Origin of the sequence: Kitasatospora sp. MAP5-34 (genome assembly GCF_029894335.1) — a bacterium.
Classification (GTDB): domain Bacteria; phylum Actinomycetota; class Actinomycetes; order Streptomycetales; family Streptomycetaceae; genus Kitasatospora.
Genome location: NZ_JARXZC010000030.1, coordinates 67,011 through 84,174, shown reverse-complemented (window position 1 = coordinate 84,174; position 17,164 = coordinate 67,011). Strand labels below are relative to the sequence as shown.

Annotated in this window: 19 protein-coding genes; 14 read left to right on the top strand and 5 right to left on the bottom strand. The window is 72.1% G+C overall.

Annotation, left to right across the window (positions count from 1 at the left end; genetic code table 11):
- Positions 1–70 precede the first annotated feature (70 nt).
- Together P3T29_RS22965 and P3T29_RS22960 are read left to right on the top strand one after the other, a co-directional pair.
- Positions 71–307: a hypothetical protein gene (locus P3T29_RS22965; RefSeq protein ID WP_280718474.1), complete on the top strand. Its 237-nt coding sequence runs from the start codon at positions 71–73 to the stop codon at positions 305–307.
- Complete coding sequence (locus P3T29_RS22960) at positions 294–590, top strand: hypothetical protein (protein ID WP_280718473.1); 297 nt, start codon at positions 294–296, stop codon at positions 588–590. Before P3T29_RS22965 ends, P3T29_RS22960 begins: the two co-directional genes overlap by 14 nt.
- Before the next feature lie 34 nt (positions 591–624).
- Here P3T29_RS22960 and P3T29_RS22955 read toward each other — a convergent pair whose 3' ends face one another.
- Both P3T29_RS22955 and cofC read right to left on the bottom strand, forming a co-directional pair.
- On the bottom strand, positions 625–846 hold the full coding sequence (locus tag P3T29_RS22955) for a hypothetical protein (protein WP_280718472.1): 222 nt from the start codon (positions 844–846) through the stop codon (positions 625–627).
- A gap of 16 nt (positions 847–862) precedes the next feature.
- Complete coding sequence (gene cofC, locus P3T29_RS22950; protein WP_280718471.1) at positions 863–1,564, bottom strand: 2-phospho-L-lactate guanylyltransferase; 702 nt, start codon at positions 1,562–1,564, stop codon at positions 863–865.
- A gap of 230 nt (positions 1,565–1,794) precedes the next feature.
- Between cofC and P3T29_RS22945 the strand changes: the two genes are divergently transcribed.
- From P3T29_RS22945 to P3T29_RS22935, 3 genes are all read left to right on the top strand, one after another.
- A complete protein-coding gene (locus P3T29_RS22945; RefSeq protein ID WP_280718470.1) occupies positions 1,795–2,652 on the top strand; it encodes a lysophospholipid acyltransferase family protein in 858 nt (285 codons plus the stop codon).
- On the top strand, positions 2,649–3,650 hold the full coding sequence (locus P3T29_RS22940; RefSeq protein ID WP_280718469.1) for an NAD(P)H-dependent glycerol-3-phosphate dehydrogenase: 1,002 nt from the start codon (positions 2,649–2,651) through the stop codon (positions 3,648–3,650). The genes P3T29_RS22945 and P3T29_RS22940 overlap by 4 nt, the downstream gene beginning before the upstream one ends.
- Positions 3,651–3,733: 83 nt before the next feature.
- Positions 3,734–4,885: a D-alanine--D-alanine ligase family protein gene (locus P3T29_RS22935; RefSeq protein WP_280718468.1), complete on the top strand. Its 1,152-nt coding sequence runs from the start codon at positions 3,734–3,736 to the stop codon at positions 4,883–4,885.
- 97 nt (positions 4,886–4,982) lie between these two features.
- On the opposite strand, the gene P3T29_RS22930 is transcribed toward P3T29_RS22935, so the two are convergent.
- Complete coding sequence (locus tag P3T29_RS22930) at positions 4,983–5,492, bottom strand: DUF3515 domain-containing protein (protein ID WP_280718465.1); 510 nt, start codon at positions 5,490–5,492, stop codon at positions 4,983–4,985.
- A 55-nt stretch (positions 5,493–5,547) separates the two neighbouring features.
- Entirely contained in the window at positions 5,548–5,781 is a 234-nt protein-coding gene (locus P3T29_RS22925; protein WP_280718464.1) for an Lrp/AsnC ligand binding domain-containing protein, read from the bottom strand.
- A 271-nt stretch (positions 5,782–6,052) separates the two neighbouring features.
- On the opposite strand from P3T29_RS22925, the gene P3T29_RS22920 reads away from it, so the two are divergent.
- The 3 genes from P3T29_RS22920 (at position 6,053) to thiD (ending at position 9,135) form a co-directional block, all read left to right on the top strand.
- Positions 6,053–7,021, top strand: coding sequence for a thiamine-phosphate kinase (locus P3T29_RS22920; RefSeq protein ID WP_280718463.1), 969 nt, complete (start codon positions 6,053–6,055; stop codon positions 7,019–7,021).
- 238 nt (positions 7,022–7,259) lie between these two features.
- On the top strand, positions 7,260–8,285 hold the full coding sequence (locus tag P3T29_RS22915) for a 6-phosphofructokinase (protein WP_280718462.1): 1,026 nt from the start codon (positions 7,260–7,262) through the stop codon (positions 8,283–8,285).
- A gap of 58 nt (positions 8,286–8,343) precedes the next feature.
- Positions 8,344–9,135, top strand: a complete 792-nt coding sequence (gene thiD / locus P3T29_RS22910) for a bifunctional hydroxymethylpyrimidine kinase/phosphomethylpyrimidine kinase (protein ID WP_280718461.1) — start codon at positions 8,344–8,346, stop codon at positions 9,133–9,135.
- A gap of 176 nt (positions 9,136–9,311) precedes the next feature.
- On the opposite strand, the gene rpmB is transcribed toward thiD, so the two are convergent.
- A complete protein-coding gene (gene rpmB, locus P3T29_RS22905) occupies positions 9,312–9,497 on the bottom strand; it encodes a 50S ribosomal protein L28 (protein ID WP_280718460.1) in 186 nt (61 codons plus the stop codon).
- A 336-nt stretch (positions 9,498–9,833) separates the two neighbouring features.
- On the opposite strand from rpmB, the gene P3T29_RS22900 reads away from it, so the two are divergent.
- The 6 genes from P3T29_RS22900 (at position 9,834) to P3T29_RS22875 (ending at position 17,157) form a co-directional block, all read left to right on the top strand.
- On the top strand, positions 9,834–11,492 hold the full coding sequence (locus tag P3T29_RS22900; protein ID WP_280718459.1) for a DAK2 domain-containing protein: 1,659 nt from the start codon (positions 9,834–9,836) through the stop codon (positions 11,490–11,492).
- A gap of 48 nt (positions 11,493–11,540) precedes the next feature.
- Positions 11,541–13,772: an ATP-dependent DNA helicase RecG gene (recG, locus tag P3T29_RS22895; RefSeq protein WP_280718458.1), complete on the top strand. Its 2,232-nt coding sequence runs from the start codon at positions 11,541–11,543 to the stop codon at positions 13,770–13,772.
- A gap of 105 nt (positions 13,773–13,877) precedes the next feature.
- The gene (locus P3T29_RS22890; RefSeq protein WP_280718457.1) at positions 13,878–14,396 is read left to right on the top strand and encodes a hypothetical protein; all 519 of its coding nucleotides are present in this window, start codon (positions 13,878–13,880) and stop codon (positions 14,394–14,396) included.
- Between the two features lie 195 nt (positions 14,397–14,591).
- Positions 14,592–15,176 (top strand): 16S rRNA (guanine(966)-N(2))-methyltransferase RsmD, encoded by a 585-nt coding sequence (gene rsmD / locus P3T29_RS22885; RefSeq protein ID WP_280718456.1) that lies wholly within the window; start codon positions 14,592–14,594, stop codon positions 15,174–15,176.
- A gap of 28 nt (positions 15,177–15,204) precedes the next feature.
- On the top strand, positions 15,205–15,723 hold the full coding sequence (gene coaD, locus P3T29_RS22880; protein WP_280718455.1) for a pantetheine-phosphate adenylyltransferase: 519 nt from the start codon (positions 15,205–15,207) through the stop codon (positions 15,721–15,723).
- A gap of 207 nt (positions 15,724–15,930) precedes the next feature.
- A complete protein-coding gene (locus P3T29_RS22875) occupies positions 15,931–17,157 on the top strand; it encodes a cell division initiation protein (protein ID WP_280718454.1) in 1,227 nt (408 codons plus the stop codon).
- The last annotated feature ends 7 nt before the right edge of the window (positions 17,158–17,164 follow it).

Here is a 17,164-nt window from a genome sequence, read left to right as displayed (position 1 = left end):
TTAGATTCACGTTCCGTGATCGACCGCTCGCGGGGAGAGTCGTTGCGTGCGAAGCACCAGGGTGTTTGACGTGGCGAACCGCCTTGCCAGGGCCGCCGGGACGCGGGCGCGCGTCCGCCTCCGCCCGGGCGGCGGTTACCGGGTGGAGGTGGCGTTGCCCCAGGGGCTCCCGGTGGAGAACCAGCTGAAGGTGATCGCCGCCCTGGCCGGCGCGGACCGCTACGGGCACCACTACACGCACACGGCGCAGAGCGTCTGGGCCGAATTCGACCAGGAGCAGGAGAGTTCCAGCAGTGAGCAGCTCTAGGCCCACGGACGGCGCGAAGCCCGGCCCGCCCATCACCGTCTCCATCGAGGGGATCACCGAGCCGGCCACCTTCAGCCGCCTCCCGGACGCGCTGGCGGCCCTCTGGGAGGCGCTGCGGGTGCTGCCGCTCGGGTGGACCCAGTACGAGGCCTACCGGTACTTCTTCGGCCCAGGGGCGGTCGAGCGGGTCGAGGCCTTCCTGGAGCGGGACGGTGAGTTGACGCTCAGCTTCGCGATGGCGGGCCGGTCGCACGCGGTCCGGGTCACTCCGGAGCGGGCCTAGGGCCTAGAGCGGAGCGGGCCTGGCGCGGTCGGGCTCAGAGCTCGCCCGGGTCCGGGAAGGTCTGCAGGGTCAGGAAGACCACCCGGCGGGCGTCCCCGTCGCCTTCGGTGCGGATCCGCACCCGCTGCCCCGGCCGGAGCAGCCGCAGGCCCCCGGCGTCGAACGCGGCCGCGTCGAACGGGACGGGCGTGCCGTCGTCGAGCAGCACGGAACCCGCGCGGGTGTCGGGGTCGTAAGTGAACGCGGTGGCCTGCATGCCAGCAGCATACCGATCAGGACCGTTGTCCCAGGGGCCGCACGAGGGCCGACACCGCCGCCGTGTGCGGGCCGACGCCCAGGGCGAGGGCCTCGGCGAGGTCGGCGCCGGTGTCCACGTCGCGGCGGACGGAGGGGACGTCGGGCAGCCCGATCTCGTACGCGCCGCCCGCCGCGTGCCGGGCGCGGGAGCCGCCGCCGAAGGCCGGGCCCAGCCGGGCGCCGGGGGAGCAGGCGAGCAGGGTGGTGCCGATCCCGGGGGTGTCCGCGAGGAAGGCGCGCCCGGCCGGGGGCACCGCGCCCAGCACCCGGGCCAGTTCGGCGGGCCGCAGCGCGGGCAGGTCCGCGGAGAGCACCGCGAGCGGCGCGCGCGGCGCGATCCGGCGGGCGTACTCGGCGCCGTGGGCGAGTGCCGGGTTGAGGCCGCCGTCGGGTTCGCCGTCGACCACCACCGCGCCCAGTCGGGCCAACTGCCGTGCGGCGCAGGTGTCCTGAGTTACCACCAGGACCCGGCCGACCAGCGGGCAGGCCAGTGCCGCCGTGACGGTGTCCAGCGCGAAGGCCAACGCCAGCTCGGGCCGCCGCGCACCGGCGAACGGACCGAGCCGGCTCTTCGCGAGCGCCAGCGGCTTCACCGGCAGGACGAGCGACCACCCGCCGCGCGCGGCGGTGGGTACGGGCGCGGGGGGCTCGGCGGGGCGTACCGTGTCCTGGGTCATCGGCGCCATTGTGGCGCCGACGCCTGAGCCCTCGCCAGGTCGCGCCATCCGGGTCGGCGTGCGATTGATCACTTGCGCCCGGCCTTCGGGTAGCGCGCTCGACAGTCGGCGAGCCCACGGGCGAGACTGGTCGGCGCCCGATCCGGTCGCTGCGACCGGCCCCGGGCGACCGACCTGCGTGACTGATGCCGCGGCACCCCGGGTGCCGCACCGGATGAGGAGGAGCTGGGGTGGCCCGCCGCTCGTACGCCAGGTTCGGCAACGCCGACTACGGGATCTGGTACCGCTTCGCGGCCGTGCTCGTGAAGCCGGTCACCACCGCCCTGGTGAAGCCGGACTGGCATGGTTGGGAGCACCTGCCCGAGCGGGGAGGGTTCCTGACAGTGGTCAACCACAACTCCCTGATCGACCCCCTGATCTACGCGCACTGGCAGTACAACAGCGGGCGGCCGCCCCGGATGCTGGGCAAGTCCTCGGTGTTCTCGGTGCCGTTCATCGGCTTCATGCTGCGCAGGACCGGCCAGATCCCGGTGTTCCGGGACTCGACCGACGCCGCGCAGGCCTTCCGGGCCGCGATCGAGGCGATCGACAGCGGCGAGTGCGTGCAGTTCTACCCCGAGGGCACGCTCACCCGGGATCCGGACCTCTGGCCGATGACCGGCAAGACCGGCGCCGCCCGGGTCGCACTGGTGACCGGCGCGCCGGTCATCCCGGTCGCGCACTGGGGGGCGCACGAGATCATCCCGCCCTACGGGCGCGGCGGGAAGGGTAGGTTCAACCTCTTCCCCCGGCACCGGGTGACGGTGGCGGCCGGCCCGCCGGTGGACCTGAGCAAGTACCAGGGCCACGAGATCACCGCCCAGGTGCTCAAGGACGCGACCGAGGACATCATGGCCGCGATCACCGAGGTCCTGGCGGGCATCCGGCAGGAGCAGCCGCCCGCCGTGCGCTACGACATGCGGCAGGCGTCCCGCCTCCGGGGCGAGGCCGCCGAGGCCAAGGGCGACCGGGCCGCAGGCCCGGGCACGAATGACCGCACGAAAAAACATAAGTACGAAGGTATGACCCCCGAGGAGAACTCCAAGTGACCCGCTGCGCCGTCTTCGGGACGGGTTCCTGGGGTACCGCATTCGCGATGATCCTGGCCGACGCCGGCTGCGAGGTGACCCTCTGGGGCCGCCGCAAGGAGCTGGTCGACGCGATCAACGAGACCCATGCCAACCCGGACTACCTGCCGCACGTGACGCTCTCGGACCGCGTCTGCGCGACCACCGACCCCGCCACCGCGCTGGCCGGCGCGGACTTCGCCGTGCTCGCGGTGCCCTCGCAGACGCTGCGGGAGAACCTCGCCGCCTGGGCGCCGCTGGTCGGGCCCGAGACGGTCCTGGTGAGCCTGATGAAGGGCATCGAACTCGGTACCGCCAAGCGGATGAGCGAGGTCATCCAGGAGGTCGCCGGCGTCGGCCCGGAGCGCGTCGCGGTGGTCAGCGGCCCCAACCTGGCCATGGAGATCGCCAACCGCCAGCCCGCCGCGAGCGTGGTCGCCTGCGCGGACGAGGCGGTCGCCAAGCGGCTCCAGAAGGCCTGCCACACCCCGTACTTCCGCCCGTACACCAACACCGACGTGGTCGGCTGCGAACTCGGCGGCGCGGTCAAGAACGTGATCGGGCTGGCGGTCGGCATGGCCGACGGCATGGGCCTGGGCGACAACACCAAGGCCACCCTGATCACCCGTGGACTGGCCGAGACCACCCGGCTCGGGCTGGCGCTCGGCGCCGACCCGTACACCTTCGCCGGGCTCGCCGGGATGGGCGACCTGGTCGCGACCTGCTCCTCGCCGCTCTCCCGCAACCACACCTTCGGCACCAACCTCGGGCGTGGGATGTCGCTGGCGGAGACCATCGCCGCGACCAAGCAGACCGCCGAAGGAGTGAAGTCCTGCGAGTCGGTGCTCGACCTCGCCCGGCGCAACGGCGTCGACATGCCGATCGTCGAGGCGGTGGTCGACGTGGTGCACAACGGCCGCCCCACTCAGGAGGCCCTGGCCACCCTGATGGCCCGCTCGGCGAAGCCCGAACGCCGTTAGGCAGAGCCTCGCGCCCCTGAGCTGGTGACCCGGTTGCCTGCTTGCGGAACCGACAATGGGCTCACGGTAGTCTCAAACGCGATATGAGCATCGAACAGACCTCCCCGAACCCGGGCGCTTCGGGCGCCGCAAAGCCGCGCGTCGCGATCGTCTTCGGCGGTCGCAGCTCCGAACACGGCATCTCGGTCTCCACGGCCGCGAGCGTGCTTCGGTCCATCGACCGCAGCAAGTACGAGGTGCTGCCGATCGGCATCACCCACGAGGGCCGCTGGGCCCTGGTCGACGACGATCCGGCCCGGATGTCCATCACCGACGGCAAGCTGCCCGACGTGGACGGCATCGCCGGGTCCACCGAGGGCCAGGTCGCCCTGCCCGGCAGCCCGGCCAGCCGTGAGGTGGTCTGGAGCGAGCCCGGCGCCGCGCCCAAGGCGCTCGGCGAGGTGGACGTGGTGCTGCCGCTGCTGCACGGCCCCTGGGGTGAGGACGGCACGCTGCAGGGCCTCCTGGAGCTCTCCGGCGTCCCGTACGTCGGCTCCGGCGTGCTGGCCAGCGCGGTCGGCATGGACAAGGAGTTCACCAAGCGGATCCTGGAGTCGCACGGCATCGGCGTCGGCTCCTACACCGTGGTGAAGCGCGACTGGGAGACCGAGGAGGGCCGCGCCGCCGCCCGCACCCGGATCGCCGCGCTCGGCCTGCCGCTCTTCGTCAAGCCCTGCCGGGCCGGCTCCAGCATCGGCATCACCAAGGTCAAGGACCTCGCCGACCTGGACACCGCGATCGACGAGGCCCGCCGCCACGACCCCAAGGTGATCGTCGAGCGGGGTGTCGAGGGCCGCGAGATCGAGTGCGCGGTGCTGGAGTTCGAGGACGGCCCGCGCGCCAGCGTGCCGGCCGAGGTGCTGGTCGGCGGCGGTTACGAGTTCTACGACTTCGAGGCGAAGTACATCGACTCGTCCGAGGTGCGCATCCCCGCCGAACTCGACGCGGACGACACCGCCGAGATCCGGCGTCAGGCCGTCGCCGCCTTCGAGGCGCTCGGCTGCGAGGGCCTGGCCCGGGTGGACTTCTTCCGGCTCACCGACGGCAGCTGGGTGGTCAACGAGATCAACACGATGCCCGGCTTCACCCCGATCTCGGCCTACCCGAAGATGTGGGAGGCCAGCGGGCTGCCGTACGCCGAGCTGATCGACCGCCTGCTGCAGGCTGCCTTGCGGCGCTCGACCGGCCTGCGCTGAGACCTCCGGGAGGGCGCGGGGAACTGTACTGTCAGGGCACTACGTAGGTGCACCGTGGCGCGCAGTTCCCCGCGCCCCTGGGGGTTGGCCCTGACAGTCACAGTCCGTCGGGGATGGTGGCCTTGATCGCGTCGGTGAGCGAGCTGAGCGGGTCGGCGTAGTTCGGGTAGGCGCCCTTCGGGACCGTCACCTCGACGTAGACCTTGCGCAGTGTGGTGACGAAGCGGTACCCGCCCGCGCCGTCCGAACCCATGCCCCACTGCACGTCGTTGATCTCGGGCGCCAGGGCGGCCATGTCCTTGTTCAGGTACTCCGGCCGGGGCACGCCGCAGCGCAGCACGGTACGCGGCAAGCTGCTCCAGGCCGCGGTGTACGGCGAGGCGGGTGACGGGTCCGCGCGGCGGTGGCCCAGCACGCTCTGCGGCAGTGCCTTGCCGAGCGCCGCGCAGAACCCGGCCTGGCTCGCCTTGGGCACCGGCGGGGCGATCCGGTCGGACGACCCCGTCCAGCCGCCGATCAGCAGCCCGAGCCCGCCCAGCAGGACGGCCGGGGGTGCCGCCCACCGCACGGGGGCGGGCAGCGAGCTGAGAACGGGGAACCAGGCCATCCGCCGATCGTATCGGGGCCTAGAGCGTCCGCCGGTAGGGGGCTGGCGGGCGCTCTTACAGGTGCACCACCGGACAGGTCAGCGTCCGGGTGATTCCCTCGACCTGCTGGACCTGGGCGACCACCAGCCGGCCCAGGTCGTCCACGGTCTCGGCCTCGGCGCGCACGATCACGTCGTACGGCCCGGTGACGTCCTCGGCGAGCAGGACGCCGTTGATTTGCGAGATGGAACGGGCCACGGCCGTGGCCTTGCCCACCTCGGTCTGGATCAGGATGTAGGCCTGTATCACGGGGGACCTCCAGGCGGCTGGATGCGGCGCTTGCCGCCGGGACGGCCCAGGGGACGGGAGCGGGCTGACCGGCAGTCTGATCACCACGCTACCGCGCGGTGGGGCTCGGAGGGGAGACTTCTGCATGCCCGAGGGGCGTACGCTGCGCGCGGGGGCGCGCAGGCCCAGGTGGCAGCTCGGTTCGGTCCCGGTAGGTCTTACGCGTAGGTCTTTCAGGACTTGCTCGGGAAGTCTCGGCAAGTCTCAGTCGGTGGAGTGGAGAGGACGGCACATGCAGGGGACCGTGGGCGAGCTCGGTGAGTTCGGGCTCATCCGGGAGCTGACGGCCAGGTTGCCGCTGACCCCGGCCGTCGACCTCGGTCCGGGGGACGACGCGGCAGTGGTCAAGGCGCCCGACGGCCGGGTGGTCGCCACCACCGACGTACTGATCGAGGGCAGCCACTTCCGCCGCGACTGGTCCACGGCGTACGACGTCGGACGCAAGTCCGCCGCCCAGAACCTGGCCGACATCGCCGCGATGGGGGCCGTGCCGACCGCGATACTGCTGGGTCTGGTCGCCCCCGCCGACCTGCCCACCACCTGGGCCACCGAGCTGATGGACGGCCTGCGCGACGAGTGCCAGGTCGCCGGTGCCGCCGTGGTCGGTGGCGACGTGGTACGCGGCGACACCATCACGCTGGCGATCACCGCGCTGGGTGACCTGCAGGGCCGCGCGCCCGTGGTGCGCTCCGGCGCGCAGGTCGGGGACGTGGTCGCGGTGACGGGCTGGCTGGGCTGGTCGGCGGCCGGGCTGACCGTGCTGTCCCGGGGCTTCCGCTCACCGCGCGCCTTCGTCGAGGCGCACCGCCGCCCCGAACCGCCGTATCACGCGGGCCCGGCCGCCTCCGAACTCGGGGCCACCGCGATGATCGACGTGAGCGACGGCCTGGTGGCCGACCTCGGCCATGTCGCCAAGGCCAGCGGCGTCGACATCGACCTGCGCGCGGCGGACTTCGACGTCCCCGCCCAGATGGCGGACATCGGGCAGGCCGTCGGCGTGGACCCGCTGGTCTGGGTGCTCTCCGGCGGCGAGGACCACGCGATCGTGGCGACCTTCCCGAGCAGCGTCCAGTTGCCCGCCCGCTGGCGGGTGGTCGGCCAGGTGGTCCGGACGGCGAGCCCGGCGCGCGGCGGCCAGGTGACCGTGGACGGTGCGCCCTGGGACCGGGTCGGCGGGTGGGACCACTTCGCGGCGGAGTGAGCGCGGCACGAGGGCGGCACGAGCGCGCAGCTCGGAGCTCGGAGCTCGGAGCGAGCGCGGAATGCCGTCAACGCGCCCCCGGTCGAGTGACCTTGCCGGGGAGCGGGAATGGGCTTCGGGGAGGGCTTGACAGCGTACTCTTGCGCTGTCGGTCCGGGCGGGTATGTCCGGTGTGTCCGGCTCGTACCAACCATCTACTCAGGGGCGGCCCCCGCCCGGAGCGGAGATCACAGCCACCATGCGTATCGGTGTCCTGACCAGCGGCGGAGACTGCCCCGGCCTCAACGCGGTGATCCGCTCGGTGGTGCACCGGGGCACCGACGTCCACGGTGACGAGATCATCGGGATCGAGGACGGCTTCCTCGGCCTGATCGAGGGCCGCAGCCGTCCCGTCTCGCACGACGACGTCACCGGTCTGCTCACCCTCGGCGGCACCATCCTCGGCTCGGCCCGGGTCCAGCGCGAGCGGATCAACTGGGCGGTCGACAACGCCGAGACGCTGGCCCACAACCTCGGCATCGACGCCCTGATCGCGATCGGCGGCGAGGGCACGCTGACCGCCGCCAAGATGTTCAGCGACGCCGGGCTGCCCGTGGTCGGCGTACCGAAGACCATCGACAACGACATCGACGCCACCGACGTCACCTTCGGCTTCGACACCGCCGTACACGTCGCCACCGAGGCGATCGACCGGCTGAAGACCACCGCCGAGTCCCACCAGCGGGTGATGGTGGTCGAGCTGATGGGCCGTCACACCGGCTGGATCACGCTGACCGCCGGGATGGCCGGCGGCGCGCACGGCATCCTCATCCCCGAGAAGCCCTTCGACATCGAGGGCGTCGCCCGGATGATCGAGGAACGCTTCCGGCGCGGCAAGAAGTTCGCCATCATCGCCGTCGCCGAGGGCGCCAAGCCCGCCCCCGGCACGCTCCGGTTCGACCACGGCGCGGTCGACCAGTACGGCCACCAGACCTTCGGCGGCATCGGCAACCGGCTCGCCGCCGAACTCGAGGGCCTGCTCGGCAAGGAGGCCCGCCCGGTCATCCTCGGCCACACCCAGCGCGGCGGCACCCCGACCGCCTTCGACCGCGTGCTCGCCACCCGGTTCGGCTGGCACGCCGTCGAAGCCGTCCACAAGGGCGCCTTCGGCCACTTCACCGCCCTGCGCGGAACCGAGATCCTGCTCGCCCCGGTCGCCGAGGCCGTCACCGGGCTCAAGACCGTCCCGCAGGACCGCTGGGTGGAGTCCGAAGCGGTGCTCTGAGGGCCTCTGTCCGAACCGGCACTGCAGCTCCAGAGCCGCTCCAGGTAGGTTGTCGCCCATGGCTTCTCCTCCCCGCGTACTCACCGTCGCCGGCTCGGACAGCGGCGGTGGCGCCGGCATCCAGGCCGACCTGAAGGCGATGCTCGCCCTCGGCGTGCACGGCATGAGCGTGATCACCGCCGTCACCGCGCAGAACTCGCTCGGCGTCCAGGGCTACTGGGAGCTACCGGCCGAGGCCGTCCGCGCACAGTTCCGCAGCGTCGTCGACGACATCGGCGTGCAGGCGGTCAAGACCGGGATGCTCGCCTCGATCGAGCTGGTGGAGACCGTCTCCGAACTGCTCGCGGGCGTCGACGCCCCGGTGGTGGTGGACCCGGTCGGCGTCTCCAAGCACGGTGACGCGCTGCTCGCCGCCGAGGCGGTCGCCACCGTACGGGAGCGGCTGCTCCCGGTCGCCACCCTCGCCACGCCCAACCTGCACGAGGTGACGCAGCTCACCGGCCTCATCGTCACCGAGGAGCGCGAGATGCGCGCCGCCGCCGACGCGCTGCTCGCGCTCGGCCCGCGCTGGGTGCTGATCAAGGGCGGCCACCTGGAGGGCGAGGCCGCCGACCTGCTGGTCGGCCCCGACGGCGCGGAGCACTGGTACCGCGCCCCCCGGTACGACAACCGCCACACCCACGGCACCGGCTGCACCCTCGCCAGCTCGATCGCCGCCGAGCTGGCCAAGGGCCGCGAGATGCCCGAGGCGGTCGCGGCCGCCAAGGAGTACATCACCGGCGCGATCCAGGCCGGCTTCGCCCTGGGCGCGGGCATCGGCCCGGTCGACCACGCCTGGCGCTGGCGCTGACGCCTCAGCGGCTCGGAACACACTGATGCCGGTCAGGGCGTTGGCCCTGACCGGCATCAGTGAAGCCCCGTGGTCCCGGGATGACCCTGAACGGATGGCCCTGAACCACAAAACAGAGAGCCGACCCACCCGAAGATGGATCGGCAATCTGGAGGACCGGCTTACCGGTCTGCGCGTCAGCGCGAGACCTTACCGGCCTTGATGCACGAGGTGCAGACATTGAGCCGCTTCGGCGTCCGCCCGATCACAGCGCGCACCGTCTGAATGTTGGGGTTCCAACGACGGGGGGTACGGCGGTGTGAGAAGGAGATGCTGTTGCCGAAGCCCGGCCCCTTGCCGCAGACGTCGCAGTTGGCAGCCACAGGAGTCACTCCAAGACTTCAGATCATTTACGTTCGAAAACCCCGGCTGAACCAACTGGACCACTCGCGTGGGACCAGACCGGATCAAAGGGTGAGCCTGGACTGTTCCAGGCAACCGGGAGAGCATACAACGCCGACTCCGGTTCAACGAAACTACCATGACCGGGCCCTTGATCGTCGCCGGGCGAGCCTCCTGCCAGCGACGATCCCGATCCCGCCCGGAGGAGACCCTCCGTCCCTTGGGGAGCGAGGGTCTAACCTGCCAGCATCACCCTCGCCACCGCGTAGCGGCCGCGTTCATCCGCGTTCCGGTGGCGTTCATCCGGAGGAGACCTGGTGCTGGACACGCTCGACGCCCCGGCCGTCCGTACCTGGTGCAGGCTCGCGCTGACCGCCCTCGGCCAGGCGCGCGAGGAGATCGACGCGCTCAACGTCTACCCCGTCCCGGACGGCGACACCGGCACCAACCTCTACCTGACCGTGGAGTCGGCGGCCGTCGCGGTCGAGGGCTGCTTCGCCGACGACGCCGAGCCCGACCTGGGGAGCACCGTCGCGGCGATGGCCCGGGGCGCGCTGATCGGCGCCCGGGGCAACTCCGGCGTGATCCTCGCCCAGCTGCTGCGCGGGCTGGCCGAGGTGCTCGCCCGGGGCGGCGAGCCCGAACACTTCCGCGCCGCCCTGCTGCGCGCCGCCGAATCCGCCTACCAGGCCGTCGCCGAACCGGTCGAGGGGACGCTTCTCACCGTGGCCGCCGCCGCCGCCCAGGCCGCCGCCGAAGGCGCGGGCGGGCTCGCCGAAGCCGCCGACACCGCCTACCAGGCCGCCCGTAAGGCCCTGCTGCACACACCCGAGCAGCTCGACGTGCTCGCCGAGGCCGGTGTGGTGGACGCCGGCGGGCGCGGGCTGGTCGCCATCCTCGGCGCGCTCTCGGACGCCGTCGCCGGACAGACCCCGATGGGCCCGGTCGCGCTGCGCCAGGAACTCGGCGAGCCCGGCGCGCTCGGCCTGCCGCACCACCGGACCTTCGAGAGCTGCGAGGGCCACGAACGACCGCCCGGCCCCGGCCACCCCGCCTTCGAGGTCATCTACCTGCTGGACGCCCCCGACCAGGCCCTCCCGATGCTCCGGGGCAGACTCGCCGCGCTCGGGGACTCGCTGGTGGTCGGCGGCGGAGACGGCCTCTGGAACGTCCACGTCCATGTGGACGACGCCGGTGCCGCCGTCGAGGCCGGGGTCGAGGCCGGTCGGCCGTACCAGATCCGGATCACCCACTTCGCCGAGGCCGCCGCCCGGGCCGGGGAGCGGGCGGGCGACCGCGCGGGCGCCGCACCGGAGGGCCGGGCCGTGCTCAGCGTGGTCTCCGGCAGCGGCCTCGCCGAACTCTGCCGGCAGGCGGGCGCCGCCGTCCTGCTCGCCGACCCGGACCGACCGCCGGCCAGCGCCGAACTCGCCGAGGCGCTGCGGCGCTGCGGGGCCCGCGAGGTCGTCCTGCTGCTCAACGACCCCGAACTGCGCGCCGCCGCCGGAGCCGCCGCCGACCAGCTCCGCGAGGAGGGCGTACGGATCGCCGTGCTGCCCACCCGCTCGCCCGTCCAGGGCCTCGCCGCGCTCGCCGTGCACGAGAACTCCCGGCGCTTCGACGAGGACGTGGTCGCCATGACCTCCGCCGCCGGGGCCACCCGCTACGCCGAACTCGCCGTCGCCGAGGGGGAGTCCTGGACGATGGCCGGGGTCTGCCAGGCGGGGGACGTGCTCGGCCTGATCGACGGCGACGTCGCGGTGATCGGCCCCGGCCTGCTCAGCACCGGCGAGACCGTGCTCTCCCGGATGCTCGCGGCCGGCGGCGAACTCGTCACCCTGGTCCTCGGCGCGGGCACCCCGCACCGGATCGCCGACGAGCTGGTCGCGCACGCCCGCAGGCAGCGGCCCGAGGTGGACACCGTGGTCTTCGCGGGCGGCCGGGAGTCGGCACCGCTGCTCATCGGCGTCGAGTAGAGCTCGAATTCAACGGAGTGTCGGTCCGGTGGTGTCCAATAGGGCTTGATGCCTGCTCTGGATGAACCCCTGGTCAAGGTGGTCGGCGACCGCACCGCGAAGGTCCTCGCCGACAGCCTCAAGCTGCGCACGGTCGGTGACCTGCTGCACCACTACCCGCGCCGGTACGTCGAACGCGGCCAGCTGACCAGCCTCGACGACCTCGAAGTCGACGAGCACGTGACCGTGCTCGCCAGGATCGAGAAGGTCACGCTGATCCCCTTCAAGGCGCGCCGCGGCGACCGCCTGGAGGTCGTGGTCACCGACGGCCGGGGACGGCTCAGCCTGGTCTTCTTCAACCAGGGCTGGCGCCAGAAGGACCTGCGCCCGGGGCTCCAGGGGCTGTTCGCGGGCAAGGTCGGGCTTTTCAACCGCACCCGCCAGCTCGCCTCGCCCGACTACCAACTGCTGGACGCCGACGCCGACTCGGACACCGCCACCCAGTTCGCCGGCCGGATGATCCCGGTCTACCCGGCCAGCGCCCAGCTGCCCAGCTGGAAGCTGGCCGCCTGCGTGGAACTCGTCCTGGACAGCTTCGCTGCCACTGCCTGGGCCGGGGTCGGCGAGCCGCTCCCGGCCGAGCTGCGCGCCAAGCACCAGCTGCTCCCGCTGACCGAAGCCCTCGAACTGGTCCACCGCCCGCGCAGCCAGGCCGACCGCGAGGCCGCCCGGGCCCGCCTCCGCTGGGACGAGGCCTTCGTCCTCCAGGTCGCGCTGGCCCAACGCCGCGCCGCCGACTCCGCGCTCCCCGCCGTACCCCGGCCGCGCCGTGCCGACGGCCTGCTGGACGCCTTCGACGCCCGCCTCCCCTTCACCCTCACCGACGGGCAGCAGAAGGTCTGCGGCGAGATCTTCAAGGATCTTGAAACCGAGCACCCGATGCACCGGCTGCTCCAGGGCGAGGTCGGCTCCGGGAAGACCCTGGTCGCGTTGCGGGCGATGCTGACGGTGGTCGACAGCGGCGGCCAGGCCGTCCTGCTCGCGCCGACGGAGGTGCTCGCGCAGCAGCATCACCGGTCGATCGCCGAGATGATGGGGGACTTGGCGGAGGGCGGCATGCTCGGGGGCTCGGACCTCGGGACGAAGGTCGTGCTGCTGACCGGTTCGATGGGTGTTCCGGCCCGGCGGCAGGTGATGCTGGACATGGCCTGTGGTGATGCCGGGATCGCGATCGGGACGCACGCGCTGATCGAGGACAAGGTCCAGTTCCAGGATCTCGGCCTGGTCGTGGTGGACGAGCAGCACCGCTTCGGCGTCGAGCAGCGGGACGCGCTGCGCGCCAAGGGCGAGCAGCCGCCGCACCTGCTGGTGATGACGGCGACGCCGATCCCGCGCACGGTCGCGATGACGGTCTTCGGCGATCTGGAGACGTCCGTGCTGGACCAGCTCCCGGCGGGCCGCTCGCCGATCTCCACCCATGTGGTGCCCGCGCTGGAGAAGCCCAACTTCCTGGCCAGGGCCTGGGAGCGGGTCCGCGAGGAGGTCGGCAAGGGGCACCAGGCGTACGTGGTCTGTCCCCGGATCGGCGACGAGCCGGAGGACGGGAAGAACGGGAAGGGCGGGGCGAAGAAGCGCAAGGCGCTGCCCGACGACCCGGAGGACCTCGGGGCGGCGAGCGACGACCGCCGTCCGCCGCTCGCGGTCGTGGAGACGGCCGAGATGCTGGGCAAGGGGCCGCTGGCCGGGCTGCGGGTGGAGATCCTGCACGGGCGGCTCGCGCCGGACGCCAAGGACGACGTGATGAAGCGCTTCGCGGCGGGGGAGGTGGACGTCCTGGTCGCCACCACCGTGATCGAGGTCGGCGTCAACGTCCCGAACTCCACCGTGATGGTCATCCTGGACGCCGACCGCTTCGGCGTCTCCCAGCTGCACCAGCTGCGCGGCCGGGTCGGCCGGGGCAGCGCCCCCGGGCTCTGCCTGCTGGTCAGCGACATGCCCGCCGGCTCCTCGGCCCGGGCCCGGCTGGACGCCGTCGCGGGGACGCTGGACGGCTTCGAGCTCTCCCGGATCGACCTCGAACAGCGCCGTGAGGGCGATGTGCTCGGCCAGGCGCAGTCCGGGGTGAAGTCCTCGCTCAAGGTGCTCTCCGTCCTGGACGACGAGGACGTGATCGCGGCGGCCCGCGAGGAGGCCACCCAACTGGTCGCCCGGGACCAGGAACTGGCCGACCACCCGGACCTCCGGCTGACCCTCGCGAGCCTCCTCGACGAGGACCGCGCCGACTACCTGGAGAAGGGCTGACGCCCAGCTGACGGACCGTGAATTGTCAGTGCCCCACGAGAGAATGAAGGTGTTCAGGGCGCACCCCCAAGGTGCGTCCCTGGCACGACATCTGGGGGTCCTGCCATGGCATTTCGTCATCTCAACGAGCTCCCGCTCGGCGACAAGATCTTCCGGATCGAGCTCGCCAGCGAGGACGACCGCGAAGTCACCCTCACCCTGACCGGCTGGCGCGAGGGGGCCGCTGCCGCGCCCCTCGCTTCAGGCAAGATCCGCCTCCCCGTCGAGGACGTCGCCTCGCTCCGGATCGCGCTCAACCGCGCGCTGCGTGCGCTGGCGATCGTCGCCGACGTCTCCGAGCCCATCCCCGACCGCGACGTGCTGCGTGAGCTCTACCCCGGACACGGCGCCCCCTGGGTGCCGCAGCACGAGGAGGAGTTGATCCGCCGCTTCCACGAGAACGAGACCGTAGCCCGGATAGCCGCCCGGTTCGGCCGTACGCCGGACTCCGTCCGTACGAAGCTCCGCGAGCTCGGCCACGACCCGCGCCGCCCCGAGTACTGCCCGCCCGACGGTTGCCTCTCCTGGTCCCGCTACGCCTCCCCGGCCCTCCTCGGAGCGGCAGCGGCTTTGCCTGCTGAGTAAACGGGCCGACCGGACAGGGGCGCGGGGCTCTGCTCGCTTAAACGCGTGCGCGAGATCGGAAGGCAACAGCCTGTGCCCTCCCGCTTCGCGCAGTTCCTCGCGCCCCTGTGGTCACCCGGTTGCCTGTTGGTGGAGCCACCCAAGCTGCAGGGATACCGTGGTGGCTCAGCTGAGCCACGAAAGGACACACCCCGGATGACCCGCGTGATCGGCGGTACGGCCGGCGGCCGCCGCCTCGCCGTGCCGCCAGGCCGGACCACCCGCCCGACCTCCGACAAGGCCCGGGAGGCGATGTTCTCCACCCTGGAGGCCCTGCACGGGACGATCCACGGGGCCCGGATGCTCGACCTGTTCGGCGGCTCCGGCGCGGTCGGCCTGGAGGCGCTCTCCCGGGGCGCCGAGCACGTCCTGCTGGTCGAGTCGGACGCGAGCGCCGCCAAGATCGTCAAGGAGAACGTCCGCACCCTCGGCCTCCCGGGCGCCGAGGTCCGCGCCGACCGGGCCGAACGGGTGATTGCCGGGCCGCCGCCCGCGACGCCGTACGACCTGGTCTTCCTCGATCCGCCGTACTCCGTCACGGACGACGAGGTGCGGGAGATTGTGATCACACTCCTGGCCGGGGGCTGGCTCACGGAGGACGCACTCGTCACCGTGGAACGCAGCACTCGCGGCGGCGAGTTCGGCTGGCCCGAGGGTTTCGAAGGCTTGCGTTCGCGCAAGTACGGCGAAGGCACCCTCTGGTACGGTCGCGCCGCCACCGAGGTTGATCAAGACTCGTAGCACCGCACCCCACAAAGGGAGTCCACAGATGCGCCGCGCCGTCTGCCCCGGATCGTTCGACCCGATCACCAACGGCCACCTCGACATCATCGAGCGTGCGTCGAAGCTGTACGACGTCGTCCATGTCGCCGTGGCGATCAACCGGAGCAAGCAGGGCATGTTCACCGTCGAGGAGCGCATCCAGCTCATCGAGGAGACCACGGCCAAGTACGGCAACATCGAGGTCGAGGCGCACACGGGCCTGCTGGTGGACTTCTGCCGGGATCGCGGCATCCCGGCGATCATCAAGGGTCTGCGCGCGGTCAGCGACTTCGACTACGAACTCCAGATGGCCCAGATGAATCACGGGCTGAGCGGGGTCGAGACGCTCTTCGTGCCGACCTCGCCGACGTACAGCTTCCTCTCCTCCAGCCTGGTCAAGGAGGTCGCCTCGTACGGCGGAGACGTCTCGCACCTGCTGCCCGAGCTGGTGAACCGGCGGCTGGTCGAGCGGATAGCCGAGCGTAAGGCGCAGGCCGACGCACAGGCCGACGCACAGGGCGCGTGATCGGGCGGGTGATCGCGGGTAATTCGGACAACTCCTGTCGAACTGTCACAAGACGCCCCCCGCTCAGGCGGCCGGGCGGCCTGGGACGTTGTGAGCTGCGGGCGGAGTGGACGTACAGTCTGTAGTCCTGCCCGCTGGCGATGATGTGGTGCCGTCGGGACCTGCCTCCGCCGCACCTCGGCGGCACACGGAAAGACAGAAACGCCCGTGGACGTGCAGAACAGACTCGACGCGATCGTCGCCGCGGTGGAGAACGCCCGCTCGATGCCGATGTCGGCCTCCTGTGTGGTGAACCGCGCCGAGTTGGTCGGCCTGCTCCAGGACCTCCGTTCGGCGCTGCCCGCCGAACTCGCCCATGCCCAGTCGGTGATGGCCGACCACGAGCAGGTGGTGGCCGATGCCCAGGCCCAGGCCGAGCAGATCATCCAGGGTGCGCACAGCGAGCGCGGCTCGCTGATCTCCGACACCGAGGTGGTCCGCCGGGCGCAGGCCGAGGCGGACCGCATCCTGGGCGAGACCCGCACCGAGGTGCAGACCAAGCTCGCCGAGGCCGACGACTACGTCGACAGCAAGCTGGCCAACTTCGAGGTCGTGCTCACCAAGACCCTGGGCGCCGTCGGCCGTGGCCGGCAGAAGCTGCGCGGCGAGGCGAGCGTCTTCGAGCAGGACGGGGACTTCGCCGAGGACGGCGAGGAGTTCCGCCCGCGTAACACCCCGAGCCCCGAGGTCGACGAGTACGTCGATGTGAAGCTCGCCACCCTGGAGACGGTGCTCAGCAAGACACTGGAGGCCGTCGGCAAGGGCCGCGACAAGCTCCTCGGCAAGGCCCCGATCGACGAACTGGGCGCCTACCTGGCCGCCGCCGACGAGGCCCAGCAGCTGAAGAGCCGCGCCGAGGCGGTTGCTGCGGGCTTCGCCGAGGACGGCGAGGAGCAGCCCTGGTACCGCGAGGAGCTGCCCCAGCAGGTGTCGGTCCCGCAGCAGCAGAGCTGGCCCGAGCAGACCCCGGCCGGGGCCGGCTGGCAGGCGCCGGGCGAGGACCAGTACGCGGCCGCCGCCCAGTACCCGGCCCAGCCGCAGGGTCAGCCCGACCCGCAGTACGCCGAGGTGTACGGCGGCGGCTACGACCCGGCGGGCCCGCCGCAGACCGACCCGTACGGCAACCAGTACGGCTACCAGCCCCAGTACCAGGGGCAGGACGCCGCGCTGCACGACCCGTACGGCGTCCCGCAGGGGTACGCCCAGCCGCCGCAGGGCTACCCGGGCCAGCAGGTGGGCCAGGAGCAGGCGTACGACGCCTACGGCTACCCGCAGCAGCAGGGCCAGGTGGGCCAGCAGGCTCATCTGCCCCAGCAGGCCGGTCTCGACGAGACCAGTTTCTTCGACACCAGCATGATCGACATGACCAGGCTGCGGGAGCTCGGCGGCCGGTGAGCGGGTC